The following is a 14937-nucleotide window of genomic DNA, read 5'->3' as shown; positions in this document are numbered from 1 at the left end:
CGAACGGCTTAAGGTCAGCCGTTTCGTTCAAGCCTGAGCGGGGCTGATTGAACAGAATTCCTGGCATGGATCGACCGATCCGCAACCTGCCATCGCAAGGCGTTCTTCATGCAAGCCACCACGACCCGCCTGGCCGCCGGGCTTCAACGGCCCCAGGCCAGCAGCAGGTTGTTGGCCGGCATGGGCAGCCGCTGTTGCAGGCGCAGGCCGGCCGCCGCGGCCTCGGCCTCAACGTCGGCCAGCCGCCGCACGCCCCAGCGCGCATCGCGGGCACGCAGGTCGGCATCGAAGGCCAGGTTGCTGGGCGCGTCGGGCTGGTCGTCCAGCAGATAGGGGCCGTAGGTGATCAACACCCCCTGCGGCGCGAGGTGGCGCACCGCGCCGCGCATCAGCGCCGCCGTGCAGGCCCAGGGTGCGATGTGGATCATGTTGGCGCAGTAGATCGCGTCGACCTCGCGCGGCACGCCGGACCAGACCTGGGCCAGCACGTCCAGCGCGAGGGGCGGCGCCACGTTGGCGAGGCCTTCGCACCAGGCCGCGATGGAAGGCAGGGACGCGGCATCGGCGTCGCTGGGCTGCCAGCGCCAGCCGGGCAGGCCGGCGCTGCAAAAGGCCGCGTGCTGGCCGCTGCCGCTCGCGATCTCCAGCAGCACGCCCGCGGGCGGCAGCAGCCGCTGCAGCGCCGCGAGGATGTGCGGCGCGTTGCGCTCGGCGGCAGGGCTGTGGCGGCGTTCGTCATGAGTCATGGCGCGTGGATTGTGCGGCGCCACTCTCCTCGGGTGCGGAAAGAATGACTTGCGGCGTGCGCTGTTTCCCGGCGGCGGATGGCTGGGCACAGTGAGCCCGGTCGTTTTCCAAGGAGCCTACATGACCCTCAAGCTGTACCGTCACGCCCTGTCCGGCCACGCCCACCGCGCCGAGCTCGCGCTGTCCCTGCTGGGATTGCCGCACGAACTGATCGACGTGGATCTCGCGGCCCGCGCCCACAAGACGCCGGAATTTCTCGCGCGCCACCCCTTCGGCCAGTTGCCGCTGCTGGAGGACGACGGCCAATTCGTCTGGGACAGCACGGCCATCCTCGTCTACCTGGCCAGCAAGTACGACGCCACCGGCCGCTGGCTGCCGCAGGACCCTGCCGGCCGCGCGGCCGTGCAGGCCTGGCTGTCGGTGGCCTCGGGGCTGATCGCCTTCGGCCCCGCCGCGGCGCGCCTCGTCACGGTGTTCGGCGCACGCTTCGATGCCGACGAGGTCATTGCCCGCGCCCATGCGCTGTTCAAGGTCATGGAGGCCGAGCTGTCGCGCCGGCCCTTCCTCGTCGGCGAGCACGCGACGCTGGCCGACATCGCCGGCTACAGCTATGTCGTCAATGCGCCAGAAGGCAATGTGGACCTGGCGCCTTACCCGGCCCTGCGCGCCTGGCTGACCCGCATCGAAGCGCTGCCGGGCTTCGTGCCTTTCAAGACCACGCCGGCCGGCCTGCGCGCTGCCGCCTGACCGTCATGGACGCCGCACCCTTTCATGCCGGTGAAGTCGCCGTGCAGTCGCGTCTCGGCGTGGCCGAACGCATGGACGAGATCGGTCGCCGCGTCGTGCGCGACCACATGCCCGAGCAGCATCGGCGCTTCTACGAGCAGCTGCCGCTGATGCTGGCCGGCAGCGTGGACCCGGCGGGCCGGCCCTGGGCGACGGTGCTGGTCGGGCAGCCGGGCTTCGTGCAGGCGCCGGATGCCTGGCATCTGAGCTTCGCCGCCGCGCCCATGCCGGGCGACCCGGCCGCCGCCGGCATGAGGCCGGGCGCGCCACTGGGCTTGCTGGGCATCGAGCTGCACACGCGGCGGCGCAATCGCGTCAACGGCGAGCTGCTGGCGGCCGGCCCGGCGGGCCTGCGCCTGCGCGTGAGCCAGACGGTGGGCAACTGTCCGCAATACATCCAGGGCCGCGACCACGCCTGGGTGCGCGATGCCGCCGACACGCGGCCGCGCGCTGTCGAGCGCCTGGACAGCCTGGCGGGTGACGCTGCGGCGCTGATCGCCGCAGCGGACACCTGCTTCGTCGCCACGCATGCCGGCGCGGCCGGGGCCGATGTCTCGCACCGCGGCGGGCCGAGGGGCTTCATCCGGCAGCCCGGCGCGAGCGAGCTGCTGGTGCCCGACTATTCGGGCAACCGCATGTTCATGACCTTGGGCAATCTGCAGCTCGATGGCCGCGCGGGCCTGCTCTTCATCGACTTCGAGCGCGGCGACCTGCTGACGTTGACGGGGCGCGCCGACATCGTCTGGGACGGGCCGGAACTGGCTGCGCTCCAGGGCGCCGAGCGCGCCTGGCGCTTCCATCTCGACGAGGGCTGGTGGCTGCGCGATGCGCTGCCGCTGCGGTGGCGGTTTCGCGACTGGGCGCCGCAGAACAGGCCCTAGCGCAAGGCCGGATTGGCGCGCAGCGTGGCCACGGCGAGGTCCACGAAGGCACGTACCTTCTGGTTCATGTGCTGGCCCTCATGGTGCACGATGTGCACGGGGATGGGCGCGGGCTCGAAAGCCTCCAGCACGGGCAGCAGCTCGCCGCGGGCCAGCGCATCGGCCGCCTGGTAGCCGAGCAGGCGCACGATGCCCAGGCCCGCCAGCGCGAAGGAGCGCGCGGCGTCGTTGGTGGTCGTGCGCAGCCGCGGCCGGATGCGCTGCACCAGCGGCCGGCCGCCCTCGGCAAACCGCCACTCGGGAAAGGGCGCCACCTGGGTGGGCTGGATCAGCACATGCGCGCCCAGATCCTCGGGGCGCCGCGGGTGGCCGTGCGCGGCGAGATAGCCCGGCGAGGCCAGCAGCATGCGCCGCACTTGGCCGACGCCGACGGCCCGCAGCGAGGAGTCCGGCAGCTGGCCGATGCGCACGGCCACGTCCATGCCCTCGTCGACGAGGTTGACGACGCGGTCGACGAACACGCATTGCGCATCGACGTCCGGGTAGCGGCGCAGATAGTCGGTGACGATGGGTGTCACGTGCAGGTTGCCGAACAGCACCGGTGCCGTGATGCTGAGCAGGCCTTTGAACTGGCTGCGGCTGCCACTGGTGGTGGCTTCGGCCTCGCCCACGTCGGCGAGGATGCGCCGGCAGTCCTCGGCATAGCGGGCACCGGCCTCGGTGACGCGCACGGTGCGGGTGGTGCGCGTCAGCAGGCGCACGCCCAGGCGCGCCTCCAGCTCGGCCACGGCGCGCGTGACGACCGGGGCGGAGAGGTCCAGCCGGCGGGCGGCGCTGGCGAAGCCACCGCTGTCGACGACGGCGACGAACACCTCCATGGTTTGCAGACGGTCCATGCCGGGCATTTTGGGCCCGGCACGGAGGAGGGCGCGCGCGGTCAGGCCAGGCGACCGGCCTGGAAGTCGCGCACCGCCTGCACCAGCTCTGCCTCGGTGTTCATCACGAAGGGTCCGTACTGTGCGATCGGCTCGCCCAGCGGCTGGCCGGCCACGAGGATGGCGCGGGTCGGGGCGTCGCCGGCCTGCAGCCGCACGCCGTCGCTGCCCGGCGTGTTGGCCAGGATGGCCATGCGGCCTGACGGCAGCTGGCAGCCGCTCTCGAAGCGCAGCGCGCCGTCGTAGACGAAGACGAAGGCGTTGTGCGTGGCGGACAGCGGCTGCTCGAAGCGGGCGCCGGCGGGCAGGTGCAGGTCGAGGTAGAGCGGCTCGGTGTGCTCGCGCCGGACGGCGCCGGCCACGCCATGGCTCTCGCCGGCGATGACGCGCACGGTGACGCCTTCGCGCTCGAACTCGGGCACGTCCGGCCCCTGCACGTCCAGATACCAGGGCTCGCGCATCTTGTCCTTGGCGGGCAGGTTGAGCCAGAGCTGGAAGCCGGCCATGCGGCCTTCGCGCTGCTCGGGCAGCTCGCTGTGGATGACGCCGCGGCCGGCGGTCATCCATTGCACGCCACCATCGGCCACCAGGCCTTCATGGCCGGCCGAGTCGCGGTGACGGATGCGGCCCTGCAGCATGTAGGTGATGGTCTCGAAGCCGCGGTGCGGATGGTCGGGAAAGCCGGCGACATAGTCGTCGGGGTTCTCCGAGCCGAAGTGGTCGAGCATCAGGAAGGGGTCGAGCCGACGCTGCAGGTTCTGCGTCAGCACGCGGTTGAGCTTGACGCCGGCACCGTCGCTGGTCGGCTGACCGGCGACGAGGCGCTCGACCTCGCGGGGCTGGTTCAACAGGGGGGCGGCGACGGTGCTCATGGCGGGTTCCTCAATCTTCAGGCTGCAAGGAGTTCGGTGATCTGTGCGCGGGCGGCGGCGAGGCCTTGCTCGGCGGCGAAGGCCATGCCTTCAGCGTAGACGAATTCGACGTCCGTCATGCCGAGGAAGGCCAGCACGGTGCGCAGATAGGGCGTCATCTGGTCGCTGGGCTGGTCGCGGTGGATGCCGCCGCGGCTGGTGACGACGAACACCTTCTTGCCCGTCAGCAGGCCGACCGGGCCCTTCTCGGTGTACTTGAAGGTGACGCCGGCGCGGGCCACCGCGTCGATCCAGTTCTTGAACTGGGCGGTGACGTTGAAGTTGTACATCGGCACGCCGATGACGACCGTGTCGGCGGCCTGCAGCTCGGCGATCAGCGCGTCGTCCAGCGCGACGCGGGCGGCCTGCTCGGGGCTGCGCTTGTCGGCCGGCGTGAAGAGGGCGGCGAGCGCGGTCTCGTCGAGCACGGGCTGGGGCGTCAGCGTCAGGTCGCGCACGGTGACGGTGGCGGTGGGGTTGGCGGCGCGCAGGCCGGCGGTCAGTTCGCTGGCCAGGCGGGTGGAGACCGAACCTTGGTCGTCGGTGGCACGGCGGGCGCTGGCGTTGATTTGCAGGATGTTCATCTGGTGCTCCTGGGCAGGCGGTTGCGATGGGATGAACTCTAGGATTGCTCAATCGGCACCGGAAGCCGCCGATTTGCGTAAGATTGTTCCACTGGCGGATCAATAAGGTGAAAACATGGAATCAGATGCCGACGACCTGTTGCTGTTCGCCCGGGTCATGGAGGCTGGCAGCTTCAGCCGCGCCGCCGAGCGGGTGCACTGGCCCAAGAGCACCGTGTCGCGGCGCATTGCGGCGCTGGAGGCGCGGCTGGGCGAGAAGCTGCTGCTGCGCAGCACGCGCAAGCTGTCGCTGACCGACTTCGGCGCGGGCGTGCTGGAGCATGCGCGGGCCGTGGCGGCCGAGGTCGACGGCGCGCTGGCCCTGGCCCTGCACCGCCAGCAAAAGCCCAGCGGGCGGTTGCGCGTCAGCATGCCGGCGGACTTTGCCCAGCAGGTGGCCGCCGGCATGCTGGCCGAGTTCGCGCTGGCCTATACCGAGGTGCAACTGGAGCTGGACCTGACACCGCGGCGCGTGGACCTGATCGGGGAGGGCTTTGACCTCGTCATCCGCATGGGCCAGCTGGACGAGGACAGCCAGCTCGCGGCGCGCAAGCTGGCGACGACGCACTGGGGCCTGTATGCCTCGCCCGCGTACCTGGCGCGCGTCGGCGAGCCGTTGCTGCCGCAGGCACTGGATTCGATGCACGGCCTGATGCTGCTGACCCGCACCGGCGAGGCCGTGCCATGGCAGTTGATGCGGGACGGGGCGGAGCCCTATGTGGCCCGGCCGGCGCAGCGCACGCTGGCCAATGCGCCCAGCCTGCTGGCCCAGCTGGCGCAGAGCGGTGTCGGCATCGCCGGCATCGACCGGCTCATCGTTGGCGAGGCGCTGGCGCTGGGCCGGCTGCAGCGCCTGCTGCCGGACTGGCATCTGCCCGGCTCGACGGCCTGGGCAGTGTTCCCGGAGCGGCGGCTGATGCCGCTGCGCACCCGGGTGTTTCTGGAAGCGATGTCAGCCTTGCTGGACAACTGCCCGACGCCGCCGGCCTGAGACCGCGAGGACGGCGAGGCCGAGCGCCAGCAGGGCTGCCACATCGGGCTCGGGCACGGCGGCCGCAAAAATGGCTGCCGCCAGCTGCTGGTGGGCCAGCGTCGTCGGGTGGATGCCGTCCCAGAACAGGGAGGTGTTGACGTCGCAGGCGTTGACCGCGGCCGCGCAGGCGTTGGTCCAGTTGCTGAAGCCCGAGGCCGCGCCGGCACCGACGACGCCGGTCATGAAGCTGAACATGTCGAAGGTCTGTACACCGCTGCCCGCCAGCGCGCCCGCCAGCGCGGTGTCCATCGCAAAGCTCAGCCCGGTGGCCAGGCTGCCGACGCCCATCGCATTGGCCAGCGGCGTGAGGCCGAAGTTGGGCGTGTTCAGCACCAGCACATGCTGGGCGCCGGCGATCCGCAGGCTGGCGACGAGGCCGGCCATGTCGGTGGCGTAATCGGTCACCGTGGCTGCCGCGGTGGCGTTGGGGTCGGCGCCGGCGGCGATCGCCTCCAGCGCCGCACGGATGTTGTTGCCGCCGCCAGCCACGATGTAGAGGGCGTTGGGGTCGGCGACATGGCCGGTTGCGCCCAGGTAGCTGTTGAGCTGGCTGCGCATGCTGTAGGGGAAGCCCGGGACGGCGGCGATGTCGGTGCCGTCCACGCCGGTCTGGGCCCCTCCAAAGGCGAAGTTGGTGCCGCCCGCCAGCGAGGGCGCCAGCGGCAGGCCCATCGACTGCGCAAGGTATTGTGTCCAGACCATGCCGTTGGAATAGGTGCCCGCCACCGAAGGGATCTGGCTGTAGGTGGCGTCGCTGGGGATGACCACGGCCGGCAGCGCGCCACCGAAGACCGGGGTTAGCAGCAGCGCGTTGTTGCCGCTGTCGGACAGGCTGTCGCCGAACACGACGAGACCGGAGTAGGGGGCGGCCGAGGCCGCCACGGCAGCGCAAAGACCGAAGCCCGCGAGTGCGCGGGCGAGCAGACGGATGGACATGGAATCTCCCTGAAGATTGCCGCAGGACTTCTGGCGGCGGCGGGAGCATCCGCGGCCCTGGCGGCCGCGTCAATCGGGAGCGGTACGAGACTGGATTCAGTCGCCGTCGCTGTTGAAGGCCACCTCCACGGCCGCTTCGCGTGCCTTGCGGATGGGCGCGAAGCGCCATTGGCGCACCGCGTCGACGGCGGCATTGCCCAGGCGGCTGTGGCTGGCCTTGATGACGGAGGCCTGCTGGACCGAGCCATCGGGTGCGACCGTGAACTGCACCTGCGCGAAGCCGTTGCGGAAGCTGGACTGCTGCATCTGGCGTGGCAGCGTGGGGTCGACCTTGGACAGCAGCTTCAGCGGCTCCTCCGCCTCTTCCTGGGCCGCGGCCCTGGGTGGCGGCTCCACGGCCTGGGCCGCAGCCGCCATCGGCGCCGCGGGAGCGGGTGTCGGTGCAGCGGAGGCAAGCACGACGGGCGCGCGATCAGGCTCGGGCTCGGAGGCCGGCTGGGCCGCCGCCGCGACGGCTGGCGGTGCTGCGACGGCGGCGGCTGCCACCGGCGCAGGTGCCGGCGCGGCCGAAGGGGAGGGCGCCGGCTTGGGCGCCGCGGCGACGGGCGCCGGCTTCTTGGGGGCGGGTGCCGGCGCGGGGGCTGGCGTCGCGGGCTGCTGTCGGTTGGCGCCCTTGTCGGCGTTCAGCTTGATCCAGTGGAAGACCGCGTCGGCAGCCTTCTGAGCGCGCTCCAGGCTCTCCGCCTTGGGCGCTTCTTGTTGGGCAACGGCTGCCTGGGCCAGCATCAGCAGGGCCCCCGTGATGGCGGGCAGGGCGAGCGCCAGGCGGGGGCGCGGTCCGAGTGTCATGACGGCTCCACAAAGACGGTCCGACCCCGGGCGGGGGCACCTGGGCCGAGGGGCGGACTCTAGTCAGGCTTGAGGATGGCGTCAGCGGGGTTTGTCCCGGCCGGGACAGAAATTGGGTCGCTCCCGGCAAAAACGTCACGCTTGGCCGGCGGGGCCCGTCCTCTCGATCAGGCGCCTAGCAGCGCGCGGCAGCGTTTCTCGTGCTGCTGGATCTCCGCCAGCGTGACCTCGATGTCGTGGCGCTGCTGTTCGAGCTGCTGGCGGTGCTGGGCCAGGATGGCCAGGAAGGCGCGCAGCTGCGGCGCTGCGCTGGCCTGGCTGTCGTACATGTCGACGAGCTGCTTGATCTCCTGCAGCGCCAGGCCCAGGCGCTTGCCGCGCAGCGTCAGCTTCAGCCGCGTGCGGTCGCGCGGCGTGTAGACGCGGTTGCGGCCCTTGCGGCCGGGCTCCAGCAGGCCCATGTCCTCGTAGAAGCGGATGGCGCGCGGCGTGATGTCGAACTCGGCGGCCAGTTCGGTGATGGTGAACGTGGGCTGAGGGGCTTCGGTCGCGGCGGTGACAGGGCGGCGGGGTGGCATGGCTACACTCGATTGACGTAAACGTCAGTCTAGAACGGTCATGGGCAATCCACGCGAATCCGAACTCCACTATCCCCTCGGCGAAACCCTGCCCCAGCCCGGCGAGGCGCTGGACCTGGCACCGGGCGTGCGCTGGGTGCGCATGGGCCTGCCCTTTGCGCTGGACCACATCAACCTTTGGCTGCTGCGCGACCGCATCGACGGCCGCGAGGGCTGGACCATCGTCGACTGCGGCATTGCCAGCGACGACACACGGGCCAACTGGGAGAAGGTCTTTGCCGAGCGCCTGGACGGCCTGCCGGTGCTTCGCGTCATCGCCACGCATTTCCATCCCGACCATCTCGGTCTGGCCCATTGGCTCACCGAAAAATGGGGCTGCCGCCTCTGGATGAGCGCGACGGACTTCAACCTCGCGCGCCTGGCCAGCAGCTCGACGGTGGGCATGGGGGGGGCCTCGGCCGCGGCCTTCTTTGGCAGCCATGGGCTGACCGACCCCGAGTCCCTCGAAAAGATCCGCGCCCGCGCCGACTACTACCCCAAGATGGTGCCCGTGGTGCCGGCCAGCTACCGGCGGCTGATGGACGGCACCGAGGTCGAGATCGGCGGGCGCACCTGGCATTGCATCGCCGGCTACGGCCATGCGCCCGAGCACATCAGCCTGTTCTGCGACGAAGGCCGACTGCTGATCTCCGGCGACATGGTGCTGCCGCGCATCTCGACGAACGTGTCCGTCGTCGATGTCGAACCCGAAGCCGATCCGCTGACGCTCTATCTGAACTCACTCGCCCGCTACCTGGCGCTGCCGGCCGACACGCTGGTGCTGCCCTCGCATGGCAAGCCCTTCACCGGCCTGCACCAGCGCATCGACCAACTGCGCGAGCACCATGACGAGCGGCTGGCCGAGGTCGTGGCCGCCTGCGCGGCCGAGCCCACCCATGCGGCGGGCCTGCTGAGCGTGCTGTTCAAGCGCAAGCTCGACCTGCACCAGACCACCTTCGCGATGGGCGAGGCAATCGCCCACCTGAACGCGCTGTGGCTGCAGGGCGATCTGAAGCGCGAGTTGGGCGCCGACGGCGTCTACCGCTTCCGGCCTGGCTGATTCGTCCCGCGCAAAAAGAAACGCCGCCGATCATGGATCGGCGGCGGTCTCGTCTTGCCCGGTACCTCGCTCCCACCGGCCGAGCCGGCATTGGGCACCTGTGATGACAGCGTCGGCGCGGAGTGTTGCTGAACGTGAAGGCGCTGCGGTGACGGCCCTGCGGGAATATTCACAAGCAAACCATTGCAGGTCGGGCCTGAGCCGGCCGGCTCACTGCACGACGATGGATTCCTCGCGTAGCGCCTCGCGGGAGCGCTCGAAGTCGGGCAGCACGGAGCGCACGGTGTCCCAGAAGGCCGGGCTGTGGTTCATCTCGCGCAGATGGGCCAGCTCGTGGGCGACGACGTAGTCGATGATGGCCGGCGCGAAGTGGATGAGGCGCCAGTTCAGGCGGATGCTGCCATCGGCGCTGGCGCTGCCCCAGCGGGTCTGGGCGGCCGACAGGCGCAGCGTCTTCATCGTCACGCCCAGCAGTTCGGCAAAGCGCTGGCATCGCGGCAGGAAGTCCTCGCGCGCGCGGGCCTGCAGCCAGGACTGGGTCAGGTCGCGGATCTGCTCGGCCGACGCGCCCCCGGGCAGCGGCAGGCGCAAGCAGCGCATGGCTTCGTCCCAGACCACCTCGCGGTCGGCGGGGGCCAGCACCAGCGTCAGCGGCGCGCCGAGGTAAGGCAGGCTGCCGCCATCCAGCCATTCGATGCGCGAGGCCTGGATGCGCTGCTGGCGCTCGCGTTGCTCGACGAGCTTGCGCAGGATCCATTCGCCCTTGTGGTGCAGGGCGCGTTCGATCTCGTTGACGGGCACCCAGCGCGGCGCGCTGACGCGCAGGCCCTGAGGCCCGACGACGAAGCCGATGCTGCGCCGGCGGGCGCGCTTGAGCTCGTAGCCGATGCGGTGCTGGCCCAGCCACAGCTCGCGCTGCGAGCGCGTCGTGCCGGGCTCGGCCGGCGTGATCTCCGACGCCACGTCGAACAGCGACAGCTGGCTGTCTTGCAGGAGCGGGGCCGGACGCTTGGGCGGCATGGGGCTCAGTGCTGGCTGGCGGCGCCGGCCACGCCGGCGGGCGGAGGGTTTTGGTAGGCCTCGGGGTCGAGGCGGCGCATCTCGCTCTCGATCCAGTCCCTGACCTCGTTCATCAGCTCGGCGGGCGCACGGCCCTCGGGGCGGATCTGCCGGCCGATGGAGATGTCGACGACGCCCGGGCGCAGCAAAAAGCTCTTGCGTGGCCAGCAGCGCGCGGCTGTCGCCGCAATCGGCACGACGGGCAGGCCGGCCTCGATGGCCAGGCGGGTGCCGCCGGTCTTGTACTCGCCCGCCTGGCCGCGCGGGATGCGCGTGCCCTCGGGGAACATGATGACCCAGTTGCCCATGCCGCCTAGGCGCTTGCCCTGGGTGAGCACCTTGTTCCAGGCCTCGGTGCGGCGGCCGCGGTCGATGTGGATCATGTCCATGCGCGCCATCGCCCAGCCGAAGAAGGGCACGTAGAGCAGCTCGCGCTTGAAGACATAGGCCAGCGGATGGCTGAGCAAGGCCGGGTAGGCGAAGGTCTCCCAGGTGCTTTGGTGCTTGGACAGCAGCACGACGCCGGCGCGGCGGTCCGACGCGGTCGGCAGGTTCTCCATGCCCTGGATGCGCCAGCGCACGCCGCAGATGAAACGCGCGCTCCAGATGGCCACCTTGAGCCAGCCGGCGCAGGCCCAGTAGACCGGGTCGCCGCGGCGGAAGATGGACAGCAGCAGCACGCCCAGCGCCCAGGGGATGACCGTCACGATGAGGACGATGACGAAGATCAGCGAGCGGATGGCGCTCAGCAGGGTGGACATCAGTGCAGGTCTCCGGCCTGGGTGTCGGGGGTGAGGGCCTCGCCGCGGGCCTCGGCCAGGCGGCGGCGCTCCTCCTGGACGATGGTTTCAGCGAAGCTCGTCAGGTCGTCATGCACGCGGGCTGTCGGCACCTGCACGAGCAGGTTGGCGAGTTCCTCGGTGCCGAGGCTGCCGAAGGGGCCGGTCAGCACCAGGTGAGGGATGCAGCCGGCGTTCTGCGCCGTCAGCAGGTCGGTCAGGGAGGCGCCGACCATGTGCACGGTGCCCAGTGCCACATCGAAGCGTTCGCCGATCTGCTTGATGAGACCGGGCAGGGGCTTGCGGCAGTCGCAGCCTTCCTCGGGCGTGTGCGGGCAGAAGAAGGCCGCGTCCAGGCGCCCGCCTTTTTCGGCCAGCAGCTGGTTCAGGCGCAGGTGCACGGCGTTCAGCGAGGCCATGTCCAGCAGGCCGCGGCCGATGCCGGCCTGGTTGGTGGCCAGCACCGTGTGCCAGCCGGCGTGGTTGAGGCGCGCGACGGCTTCCATCGCGCCCGGCAGCGGGTCCAGCTCCTCGGGCGCCTTGACGTGGTCGTCGCGGTAGCGGTTGAGCGTGCCGTCCCGCCCGAGGATGACGAGCTTCATGCCGTGGGCGTGATCGGCACGCATGGGGGTCTTAGGCAAGGCGCGACAGGTCGGCGACCCGGTTCATGGCGGCGTGCAGGCGGCCCAGCAGCGCGAGGCGGTTGGCGCGCAGGGCGGCATCCTCGGCGTTGACCATCACGTCGTCGAAGAAGGCGTCGACCGGCGCCTTCAGGGCGGCCAGAGCTTTCAGCGAGCCGGTGTAGTCATGCTGCTCGAACAGGGTGTCGGCCTGCGGCTGCACTTCGGCAATCGCAGCGGCCAGGGCCTGCTCGGCAGACTCCTGCAGCAGCGCGGCCTTGACCTCGGTGGGCAGCTCGCCCTCGACCTTCTTCAGGATGTTGCCGACGCGCTTGTTGGCGGCGGCCAGCGAGGCGGCCTCGGGCAGGGCCGCGAAGGCGCGCACGGCCTCCAGGCGCTTGGGCACATCGCCCAGGCGCGCGGGGTTGAGCGCCAGCACGGCGTCGACTTCCTGGGCGCTGTAGCCCTGGTCGCGCAGGCTCACGGCCAGGCGGTCGGTGAAGAAGGACAGCAGCGCCTCATGCGTGCCGACCGGGTTCTCGATCAGCTCGCCGAACGACGGCAGGGCCGCCTCGATCAGGGCCGGCAGGTCCAGCGGCAGGTTCTTCTCGACCAGGATGCGGATGACCCCCAGCGCATGGCGGCGCAGCGCGAACGGGTCCTTGTCGCCGGTGGGCAGCTGGCCGATGCCGAACAGGCCGACCAGGGTCTCCAGCTTGTCGGCCAGGGCCACGACGGTGCCGGTGTGGTTGCGCGGCAGCGCGTCGCCGGCGAAGCGCGGCTTGTAGTGGTCCTCGATGGCGATGGCGACGCCGTCGCGCAGGCCCTCGTGGCGTGCGTAGTAGCCGCCCATGATGCCCTGCAGCTCGGGGAACTCGCCGACCATGTCGGTCAGCAGGTCGCACTTGGCCAGCGTGGCGGCCTGCTTGACCTTGCTGTCCAGCACCTTGAACTCGTCGTCCGCGTCCACCGTGTAGGGCAGGGTGGCCATGCTGAGCTGGTTGACGATGGCGTGGGCTATGCGCGTCACGCGCTCGGCGCGTTCGCCCTGCGAGCCCAGCTTGCCGTGATAGACCACCTTGGCCAGGCCGGGCAGGCGGTCGGCCAGCTTCTTCTTGCGGTCCTGGTCGAAGAAGAACTTGGCGTCGGCCAGGCGCGGGCGCACGACGCGCTCGTTGCCCTGTACGACCGCGCTCGCATCGGCCGGCGCGATGTTGCTGACGACCAGGAAGTGGCGCGTCAGCTTGCCGGCGGCGTCCAGCAGCGGGAAGTACTTCTGGTTGGCCTTCATCGTCAGGATGAGGCATTCCTGCGGCACGGCCAGGAACTCGGGCTCGAAGGCGCAGGTCAGCACGTTGGGGCGCTCGACCAGGGCGGTCACTTCGTCCAGCAGGGCCTCGTCGGCGATGGGCGTCAGGCTCAGCGCATCGGCCGCGCCCTTGAGCTGGCGCGCAATCTCGGCGCGGCGTTCGGCGAAGCCGGCGATGACCGCGCCCTGCTCGAAGAGCTGGGTCGCATAGCTGTCGGCCGAGTCGATGCCGACGGTGGACAGCGCCGCTTCGAAACGGTGGCCCTGCGTCGTGCGGCCGGACGTCAGGCCCAGGGCCCGCACCGGCACGACGTCGCTGCCATGCAGTGCAACCAGGCCGTGGGCCGGGCGCACGAACTTCACGTCGGTCCAGCCGTCGGCGAGCTGGTAGGTCATGACCTTGGGGATGGGGAGCTTGGCCAGGGTCTCGTCCAGGGCCTTCTGCAGGCCTTGAGCGAGCGTGGCGCCGGGCTGGACGCTGTCCCAGAACAGGGCTTCCGCCTTGCCGTCGGGCTGGCGCTTGAGCTGCGGCACGACCTCGGGGCCGGCGCCGACGGAGGCCAGCTTCTTCAGCAGGGCCGGCGTGGCCTGGCCGTCGGCGGTCAGTGCGACGGCGACGGGCATCAGCTTCTGCTGCTGGGCCTTGTCGGCGGCCTTGGCGGCGACGCCGGCGACATGCACGCCCAGGCGGCGCGGCGACGCGAACGACGTGACGGCGGCATCGGCAGCAGCCAGGCCCTGGGCCTTCAGGCTGTCGGCCAGCACGCTGGCGAAAGCCTCGCCCAGCTTCTTCAGCGCCTTGGGCGGCAGCTCTTCGACAAACAGTTCAACGAGCAGGTTTGCAGACATCACGCGGCCGCCTTCTTGTTCTTCAGTTCGATCTGCGCGACCACTTCTTCAGCCCAGGCCTTGGGCGCCATCGGGAACCCGAGGCGGGCGCGGCTGTCGACATAGCTCTGCGCGACGGCGCGGGCCAGGTTGCGGATGCGGCCGATGTAGGCGGCGCGCTCCGTCACCGAGATGGCGCCGCGGGCGTCCAGCAGGTTGAAGCTGTGGCCGGCCTTCAGCAGCTGCTCGTAGGCGGGCAGGGCGAGCTGCCGTTCCATCAGGTGCTTGGACTGCTTTTCATGCGCGGCGAAGGCGCCGAGCAGGAAATCCACGTCGCTGTGCTCGAAGTTGTAGGTGCTCTGCTCGACCTCGTTCTGGTGGAACACGTCGCCGTAGGTCAGGCCGTCGGTGTAGACGAGGTCGTACACCGACTCCTTGCCCTGCAGATACATGGCCAAGCGCTCCAGGCCGTAGGTGATCTCGCCGGTGATGGGCTTGCAGTCGATGCCACCCACCTGCTGGAAGTAGGTGAACTGCGTCACCTCCATGCCGTTCAGCCAGACCTCCCAGCCCAGGCCCCAGCAGCCGAGCGTGGGGTTCTCCCAGTCGTCCTCGACGAAGCGCACGTCGTTCTTCTTCAGATCGAACCCCAGCGCCTCCAGCGAGCCGAGATACAGCTCCAGGATGTTGGCCGGCGCGGGCTTGAGCACCACCTGGTACTGGTAGTAGTGCTGCAGGCGGTTGGGGTTGTCGCCGTAGCGGCCGTCCTTGGGGCGGCGGCTGGGCTGCACATAGCCGGCCTTCCAGGGCTCGGGGCCGAGGGCACGCAGGAAGGTGGCGGTGTGGCTGGTGCCGGCACCGACTTCCATGTCGTAGGGCTGCAGCAGGGCGCAGCCTTGTTGGGACCAATAGTCCTGAAGCGTCAGGATGATTTGCTGGAAGGTCAGCATGAGATGGGACTGAA

General features: G+C 70.3%; 16 protein-coding genes. 4 read left to right on the top strand and 12 right to left on the bottom strand.

Going from position 1 to position 14937, the window contains the following annotated elements:
* Nucleotides 1–143 precede the first annotated feature (143 nt).
* Entirely contained in the window at nucleotides 144–746 is a 603-nt protein-coding gene (locus AC07VX_RS02575) for a DUF938 domain-containing protein (protein ID WP_493163289.1), read from the bottom strand.
* Between the two features lie 121 nt (nucleotides 747–867).
* On the opposite strand from AC07VX_RS02575, the gene AC07VX_RS02570 reads away from it, so the two are divergent.
* The gene (locus AC07VX_RS02570) at nucleotides 868–1494 is read left to right on the top strand and encodes a glutathione S-transferase family protein (protein ID WP_493163290.1); all 627 of its coding nucleotides are present in this window, start codon (nucleotides 868–870) and stop codon (nucleotides 1492–1494) included.
* 5 nt (nucleotides 1495–1499) lie between these two features.
* Entirely contained in the window at nucleotides 1500–2414 is a 915-nt protein-coding gene (locus AC07VX_RS02565; protein WP_493163291.1) for a pyridoxamine 5'-phosphate oxidase family protein, read from the top strand.
* On the opposite strand, the gene AC07VX_RS02560 is transcribed toward AC07VX_RS02565, so the two are convergent.
* The 3 genes from AC07VX_RS02560 to AC07VX_RS02550 are packed head-to-tail and all read right to left on the bottom strand — an operon-like array spanning nucleotide 2411 to nucleotide 4844.
* Nucleotides 2411–3310 (bottom strand): LysR family transcriptional regulator, encoded by a 900-nt coding sequence (locus tag AC07VX_RS02560; protein WP_493163292.1) that lies wholly within the window; start codon nucleotides 3308–3310, stop codon nucleotides 2411–2413. The two genes, AC07VX_RS02565 and AC07VX_RS02560, sit on opposite strands and share 4 nt — an antisense overlap.
* Nucleotides 3311–3351: 41 nt before the next feature.
* Entirely contained in the window at nucleotides 3352–4221 is an 870-nt protein-coding gene (locus AC07VX_RS02555) for a pirin family protein (RefSeq protein WP_493163293.1), read from the bottom strand.
* Nucleotides 4222–4238: 17 nt separating this feature from the next.
* Nucleotides 4239–4844 carry an FMN-dependent NADH-azoreductase gene (locus tag AC07VX_RS02550; RefSeq protein WP_493163294.1) on the bottom strand — a complete coding sequence of 202 codons (606 nt, stop codon included), beginning with the start codon at nucleotides 4842–4844 and terminating at the stop codon, nucleotides 4239–4241.
* 115 nt (nucleotides 4845–4959) lie between these two features.
* Here AC07VX_RS02550 and AC07VX_RS02545 point away from each other — a divergent pair, with 115 nt between their 5' ends.
* Entirely contained in the window at nucleotides 4960–5874 is a 915-nt protein-coding gene (locus AC07VX_RS02545; RefSeq protein ID WP_493163295.1) for a LysR family transcriptional regulator, read from the top strand.
* On the opposite strand, the gene AC07VX_RS02540 is transcribed toward AC07VX_RS02545, so the two are convergent.
* The 3 genes from AC07VX_RS02540 to AC07VX_RS02530 all read right to left on the bottom strand — a co-directional run bounded on the left by AC07VX_RS02540 (nucleotide 5836) and on the right by AC07VX_RS02530 (nucleotide 8279).
* Nucleotides 5836–6852: an SGNH/GDSL hydrolase family protein gene (locus tag AC07VX_RS02540; RefSeq protein WP_493163296.1), complete on the bottom strand. Its 1017-nt coding sequence runs from the start codon at nucleotides 6850–6852 to the stop codon at nucleotides 5836–5838. The genes AC07VX_RS02545 and AC07VX_RS02540 overlap by 39 nt on opposite strands.
* Nucleotides 6853–6948: 96 nt before the next feature.
* Complete coding sequence (locus AC07VX_RS02535; RefSeq protein WP_493163297.1) at nucleotides 6949–7701, bottom strand: energy transducer TonB; 753 nt, start codon at nucleotides 7699–7701, stop codon at nucleotides 6949–6951.
* A 167-nt stretch (nucleotides 7702–7868) separates the two neighbouring features.
* A complete protein-coding gene (locus AC07VX_RS02530; RefSeq protein ID WP_493163298.1) occupies nucleotides 7869–8279 on the bottom strand; it encodes a MerR family transcriptional regulator in 411 nt (136 codons plus the stop codon).
* 40 nt (nucleotides 8280–8319) lie between these two features.
* On the opposite strand from AC07VX_RS02530, the gene AC07VX_RS02525 reads away from it, so the two are divergent.
* Nucleotides 8320–9378 (top strand): MBL fold metallo-hydrolase, encoded by a 1059-nt coding sequence (locus AC07VX_RS02525; RefSeq protein WP_493163299.1) that lies wholly within the window; start codon nucleotides 8320–8322, stop codon nucleotides 9376–9378.
* A gap of 210 nt (nucleotides 9379–9588) precedes the next feature.
* On the opposite strand, the gene AC07VX_RS02520 is transcribed toward AC07VX_RS02525, so the two are convergent.
* From AC07VX_RS02520 to glyQ, 5 genes are read right to left on the bottom strand one after another with little or no spacing between them, the layout of a single operon-like run.
* The gene (locus AC07VX_RS02520) at nucleotides 9589–10398 is read right to left on the bottom strand and encodes a M48 family metallopeptidase (protein WP_493163300.1); all 810 of its coding nucleotides are present in this window, start codon (nucleotides 10396–10398) and stop codon (nucleotides 9589–9591) included.
* Between the two features lie 5 nt (nucleotides 10399–10403).
* On the bottom strand, nucleotides 10404–11198 hold the full coding sequence (locus AC07VX_RS02515; RefSeq protein WP_493163301.1) for a lysophospholipid acyltransferase family protein: 795 nt from the start codon (nucleotides 11196–11198) through the stop codon (nucleotides 10404–10406).
* On the bottom strand, nucleotides 11198–11842 hold the full coding sequence (gmhB, locus tag AC07VX_RS02510) for a D-glycero-beta-D-manno-heptose 1,7-bisphosphate 7-phosphatase (RefSeq protein WP_493163302.1): 645 nt from the start codon (nucleotides 11840–11842) through the stop codon (nucleotides 11198–11200). Before gmhB ends, AC07VX_RS02515 begins: the two co-directional genes overlap by 1 nt.
* A gap of 7 nt (nucleotides 11843–11849) precedes the next feature.
* Entirely contained in the window at nucleotides 11850–13994 is a 2145-nt protein-coding gene (glyS, locus tag AC07VX_RS02505) for a glycine--tRNA ligase subunit beta (RefSeq protein WP_493163303.1), read from the bottom strand.
* The gene (gene glyQ, locus AC07VX_RS02500) at nucleotides 13994–14923 is read right to left on the bottom strand and encodes a glycine--tRNA ligase subunit alpha (protein WP_493163304.1); all 930 of its coding nucleotides are present in this window, start codon (nucleotides 14921–14923) and stop codon (nucleotides 13994–13996) included. The genes glyS and glyQ overlap by 1 nt, the downstream gene beginning before the upstream one ends.
* Nucleotides 14924–14937 lie beyond the last annotated feature (14 nt).

It is taken from the genome of Roseateles sp. GW821-FHT03B02 (genome assembly GCF_059421025.1).
Note: the sequence above shows the minus strand (reverse complement) of the source record. Positions and strands in the feature narration are given on the sequence as shown.

Coding starts and splice junctions, on each gene's coding strand:
- AC07VX_RS02575 (WP_493163289.1), bottom strand. CDS start 746: ATGACTCATGACGAACGCCGCCACAGCCCTGCCGCCGAGCGCAACGCG.
- AC07VX_RS02570 (WP_493163290.1), top strand. CDS start 868: ATGACCCTCAAGCTGTACCGTCACGCCCTGTCCGGCCACGCCCACCGC.
- AC07VX_RS02565 (WP_493163291.1), top strand. CDS start 1,500: ATGGACGCCGCACCCTTTCATGCCGGTGAAGTCGCCGTGCAGTCGCGT.
- AC07VX_RS02560 (WP_493163292.1), bottom strand. CDS start 3,310: ATGGACCGTCTGCAAACCATGGAGGTGTTCGTCGCCGTCGTCGACAGC.
- AC07VX_RS02555 (WP_493163293.1), bottom strand. CDS start 4,221: ATGAGCACCGTCGCCGCCCCCCTGTTGAACCAGCCCCGCGAGGTCGAG.
- AC07VX_RS02550 (WP_493163294.1), bottom strand. CDS start 4,844: ATGAACATCCTGCAAATCAACGCCAGCGCCCGCCGTGCCACCGACGAC.
- AC07VX_RS02545 (WP_493163295.1), top strand. CDS start 4,960: ATGGAATCAGATGCCGACGACCTGTTGCTGTTCGCCCGGGTCATGGAG.
- AC07VX_RS02540 (WP_493163296.1), bottom strand. CDS start 6,852: ATGTCCATCCGTCTGCTCGCCCGCGCACTCGCGGGCTTCGGTCTTTGC.
- AC07VX_RS02535 (WP_493163297.1), bottom strand. CDS start 7,701: ATGACACTCGGACCGCGCCCCCGCCTGGCGCTCGCCCTGCCCGCCATC.
- AC07VX_RS02530 (WP_493163298.1), bottom strand. CDS start 8,279: ATGCCACCCCGCCGCCCTGTCACCGCCGCGACCGAAGCCCCTCAGCCC.
- AC07VX_RS02525 (WP_493163299.1), top strand. CDS start 8,320: ATGGGCAATCCACGCGAATCCGAACTCCACTATCCCCTCGGCGAAACC.
- AC07VX_RS02520 (WP_493163300.1), bottom strand. CDS start 10,398: ATGCCGCCCAAGCGTCCGGCCCCGCTCCTGCAAGACAGCCAGCTGTCG.
- AC07VX_RS02515 (WP_493163301.1), bottom strand. CDS start 11,198: ATGTCCACCCTGCTGAGCGCCATCCGCTCGCTGATCTTCGTCATCGTC.
- gmhB (WP_493163302.1), bottom strand. CDS start 11,842: ATGCGTGCCGATCACGCCCACGGCATGAAGCTCGTCATCCTCGGGCGG.
- glyS (WP_493163303.1), bottom strand. CDS start 13,994: ATGTCTGCAAACCTGCTCGTTGAACTGTTTGTCGAAGAGCTGCCGCCC.
- glyQ (WP_493163304.1), bottom strand. CDS start 14,923: ATGCTGACCTTCCAGCAAATCATCCTGACGCTTCAGGACTATTGGTCC.